The following is a 4,275-nucleotide window of genomic DNA, read 5'->3' as shown; positions in this document are numbered from 1 at the left end:
CCAGCGCCGCCAGCGCCGCGAACCGAAGCACGACCGACACCACCAGCGCCAGCGTTCCATAGGTGCCGTTGGCGCTGTCCTTCATGATGGCGAGGCGGCGCTCGCTTGTATGCCCGCCGCCGAACCCGTCCGCCACATCGGCAAACCCGTCTTCGTGCAGCGCGCCGGTGATGACGATGGTCGCCACGATCGCCAACGCTGCGGCGAGCAGAGGCCCGCCATCCATCCAGACTGTGATCAACAACACCAAGGCGCCCGGCACGGCGGCCACCAGCCCTGCCAGCGGAAACAGTGCCGCATCTTCGGCTGTCTGGCGCAGGCCACCCTCGAACGCTTCATCCGGCATCGGAACGCGCGTCAGGAAGGCGAGGGCGCGCATGAGGCCGTGAAGCTGGCGGGGAAAGGCCATGACAGGGTTCCGTGTTCGAAAGCGGCGCTGTGCCACAGCTGTATGGCTCGCGCCAACAAGACCTTTACAGCAGAGGCTGTTGCGGGCCAATTGCGCGGCGACACTGCGCGTGGTTCTCCACCGCGCTGCCTCCAAAAAGCAAGGACCCATCGCGTGCTCTCCGGACTTCCCTTTGAAGATTTTCGCCTGCTCCTCGAAACCCTGCCCGGGCCTGACCTTTCAGCGGTGGCCAGCGTTCGTGCGCGCGATGCGCAGCTGACCAAGCCTGCCGGATCCTTGGGGCGGCTCGAAGAGATTGCCCAGTGGCTTGCGGCTTGGACCGGGCGTGCGCCCGCCGTCAACAAGCCGGTGGTCGCCGTCTTTGCCGGCAATCATGGCGTCACGGCGCGCGGCATTTCGCCGTTTCCCGCGTCGGTCACCGCGCAGATGGTAGCCAATTTTGCCGCCGGTGGCGCCGCGATCAACCAGATCTGCATCGCCAACAATCTCGGGCTGAAGGTGTTCGATCTCGCGCTCGATCTGCCGACCGCCGATTTCACAACGGAACCGGCCATGGACGAGCGGACCTGCGCCGCGACCATGGCGTTCGGCATGGAGGCGATTGCCGGCGGCACCGATCTTCTGTGCATCGGCGAAATGGGGATCGGCAACACCACCGTTGCCGCAGCGATCTTCTGTGCGCTCTATGGCGGCACGGGCGCCGACTGGGTCGGCCCGGGCACCGGTGCCGATGCCGAGCAGATCGCCCGCAAGGCAGCGGTGGTCGATGAAGCCATCGCGCTGCACCGCGACCATCTTGGCGATCCGCTCGACGTGCTGCGCCGGCTTGGCGGGCGCGAGATTGCCGCCATGGCGGGCGCCATCCTTGCCGCGCGGGTCGAGCGCATTCCGGTGATCGTCGACGGGTTCGTGTCGACTTCTGCTGCCGCGATCCTGCATGCGGCCAATCCGCATGCGCTGGACCACTGCCTGATCGGCCATGTCTCGGCGGAAACAGCCCATCGCAAGGCGGTCGAACGTCTCGGCATGGTGCCGCTGCTCGATCTCGGTATGCGGCTCGGCGAAGGAACAGGCGCGGCGCTGGCCGCGGGCATCGTCAAGGCGGCGGCGCTCTGCCATTCCGACATGGCAACGTTCGATCAGGCGGGTGTCAGCGGCAAGGATTAGAATGACAAATTATAGAAAACTATATTCTAGTTGCAAAAACGATACCCCTTTAACAGGCGTTGAGTTGCGCGCTGTAAAGGATGCGCTTAACCTTCCGATTGAAGATTGGGACTATCATGCTATTTTGCTGAATGGACTGGCTTTCGATAAGGATGAAGGTGTAGAGTCGATCATCAAGGCCGCAATTCCTGCATTAAGGGAGGCTGAAGAAGATGATTTAATCAAAGCGTGCTTAACAGCGATTTGTATTTACTGGAATGACGCAAAATATTTGGAAAATGAACTTGAAGATATTACTTTAAGATGGGATTTTGATTTGTTCCCAGACTCTTTCATCGTCGCCTCATCGGCGTATGCAAGGCTCGCATACAAAGAAAGATCCCGGCTAATGGTTGATACTTTGAAAATTAGAGCAGTCGAATTAATGGCACAGATGGATGAACGTCGGGACATTGTTATTCTGGTTGAGACAATTACCAAGGCCTGCATAACAGCAGTAATGGGCCCCGCGTATTGGACGAGCGCAGAGATTAGAAAATACATGAACCCGGACAGCATATCCACACTTGAATTTCGATAAAGGCTCATTCTAAATCGATTGATGAGCAGCACGCGATCTGTGAAGTGCAGAACGTCTTTCGATCGGCGGATTTGCATCGATGTTGAAAAATCGCGGGTCGGTCGCAAGATCGTCAAGGACGGGTTGACCATGATCTTCGGAGTATCGGGGATCGTGCATCATCCCGACTGCCTGCAAGGCTCCCACATGGCGCGCGATCTGCAGCTGCTGTCGCATGTGGTGATATCGAATGAACTGAAAGAGGCACTGGCCGCGACCGGCGAGGACAGCGTGTTCAAGGTTCCGACCGGCATGGCGCGATAGTTGTTTTCGTAGCATTACGTGCAAAGAAGCGAGGCGCCATGGGACACCCGAGGGAGATCCTGGTCATTATAGTTGGAGCTTGAAAAAGGAATGATACGCACATCCACGGTTGAGAGGTCCACTTTTTTTGTCAATCTTTTCGGGGAAGATCCTTCGCTTGGAGATGTTTATATTAAGGATATTTTTTTTGACGGTGACGTAGATTCATTATCTATTTGCACTAAAAAAAATGTGATACTCTAATAAGCCCAATTAAGTGGGGAAAATTTTGTCATATTATCATCGAGTTTGGCTTTATACATATTAATAGCTTGAGACTGAATCTGATTGATCGAGAAAAACCTGGCATTCTACAGATAGAGAAAGAAAAATGTATCTTTGACGGGGGATGGAATTTAATATTGACGTATGACCACTGTTATATAAAAAATATTAGCCCGGGTTACGATTAATCTGAAAAAACGGTCTGCTCCCGCAATGCCATTCCGGCATGGCAACGTTCGATCAGGCGGGTGTCAGCCGAGCGCGTCAGTCGGGCGGTGGAGGTCTTTGGTAAAAAACATGACGCATTTCAGAAACGACATGGAGAATCACGATTTCTTTGATACAAATATTGTTTGCTCAATCGTTATATACGAATGGGCCAACGAATTAAGCATTATTGATTTCAAGCACATATTTGATTGGATTTCTCAGCTGGTAGGAACAGCGCCGGATAGTATACAACTTGCTGAGTCTGAGGCAAAATACAAAAGCTACAAATGGAAATATTTTGAAAAGAATAACGTGATCAATCGTCGTGAATGGGATTTAATAGCTTATCACTGGTTTAGAAATATCGAAACGAAAAGTGGAATTAGGGTATACTGCGTGGCTTCTACTCGTTCATTCCGACGTCTTGGGATCTATATCGATGAAGCGGCTGTAGTTGACGTTATAGGTGTAATGAAGCAAATCTCTCGTACCATTATAGAAAAAGTCGAGCCGATTTACGGTTATGGAGCGATGCAATCGTACCTGGACGGGCCATTGGAATACGCAAGAGGCATAAATGTGACTACATATTATAGTCACGAAAATATATTTTCGCAAGCGGATGTTGACACCCGAGAACGTATCTCAGCGTTTGGCAGCGAATTTCGCAAAAATAAACGTAGGTTAAATGAGAAATTGCGTGATGTTGAGGTAATAAATTATATAAGCGCAGGCCATCTTGCTGGAATCGTTGATGGCATGACTCTTGAAGATTGGATTATTAGCGGTAATCGCGGCACACTGAACAAGGAAGGAGAGGCAACTTGGGTTTGGCGTATTCCAGACGAGCATGAGCGTTCACAAATTCGTACGGACTTGATTAGATCTGGACTGCTAGTGGTTACCATATGACGGACTTTCGACCGTGAACAAATAAATGGGTTTCTCAATGCGGCATTGGTTTGAATCAAACCTCTGCTTGATGATATTTTCAGGAATTAGCGCTAACGTATCAATCCGCTCCGCCAATGAACCGTTGGATGTTGCGCAAGCAGAACGCTGTGGAGTCAGCACTTGGAGCGCTGCGGTTGCAGGCTTATTGAGCAAACAGAGAGCAATCTTCCGTGATACATATTCGAACGGATCACCCTTTATTGGAGAAAAATAGTGCGAAAGCCCATCTTTGAAGTGTTCCCGGATTGGATTGACCTGCTCCCCTGCAACGTCCGCACTTTGAGGTTAGTCTGTTCTCCAGCGAAGGAGACGGACATGAAGCGCAGCAGGTTCACGGAAGAGCAGATCATCGGTGTTCTGAAGGAGCATCAGGCGGGGCTGAGCGCGG

The 4,275-nt window shown here is 52.5% G+C and carries 5 protein-coding genes; 4 read left to right on the top strand and 1 reads right to left on the bottom strand.

Features of this window, described 5'->3' with window-relative positions; translation table 11 throughout:
- Window positions 1–409, bottom strand: a 409-nt coding sequence (locus ACEW72_RS13210) for an adenosylcobinamide-GDP ribazoletransferase (protein WP_373476858.1), incomplete at its 3' end; no start/stop codon positions are given.
- 42 nt (window positions 410–451) lie between these two features.
- Here ACEW72_RS13210 and cobT point away from each other — a divergent pair.
- The 4 genes from cobT to ACEW72_RS13190 all read left to right on the top strand — a co-directional run bounded on the left by cobT (window position 452) and on the right by ACEW72_RS13190 (window position 3,845).
- Window positions 452–1,576 (top strand): nicotinate-nucleotide--dimethylbenzimidazole phosphoribosyltransferase, encoded by a 1,125-nt coding sequence (gene cobT, locus ACEW72_RS13205; protein WP_373476857.1) that lies wholly within the window; start codon window positions 452–454, stop codon window positions 1,574–1,576.
- 1 nt (window position 1,577) lies between these two features.
- A complete protein-coding gene (locus ACEW72_RS13200) occupies window positions 1,578–2,156 on the top strand; it encodes a hypothetical protein (RefSeq protein WP_373476856.1) in 579 nt (192 codons plus the stop codon).
- A gap of 21 nt (window positions 2,157–2,177) precedes the next feature.
- A complete protein-coding gene (locus ACEW72_RS13195; RefSeq protein WP_373476855.1) occupies window positions 2,178–2,459 on the top strand; it encodes a hypothetical protein in 282 nt (93 codons plus the stop codon).
- Window positions 2,460–3,020: 561 nt separating this feature from the next.
- The gene (locus ACEW72_RS13190) at window positions 3,021–3,845 is read left to right on the top strand and encodes a hypothetical protein (protein ID WP_373476854.1); all 825 of its coding nucleotides are present in this window, start codon (window positions 3,021–3,023) and stop codon (window positions 3,843–3,845) included.
- Window positions 3,846–4,275 lie beyond the last annotated feature (430 nt).

This window comes from Sphingorhabdus sp. (assembly GCF_041737645.1).
Taxonomy (GTDB): Bacteria; Pseudomonadota; Alphaproteobacteria; order Sphingomonadales; family Sphingomonadaceae; genus Sphingorhabdus_B.
Note: the sequence above shows the minus strand (reverse complement) of the source record. Positions and strands in the feature narration are given on the sequence as shown.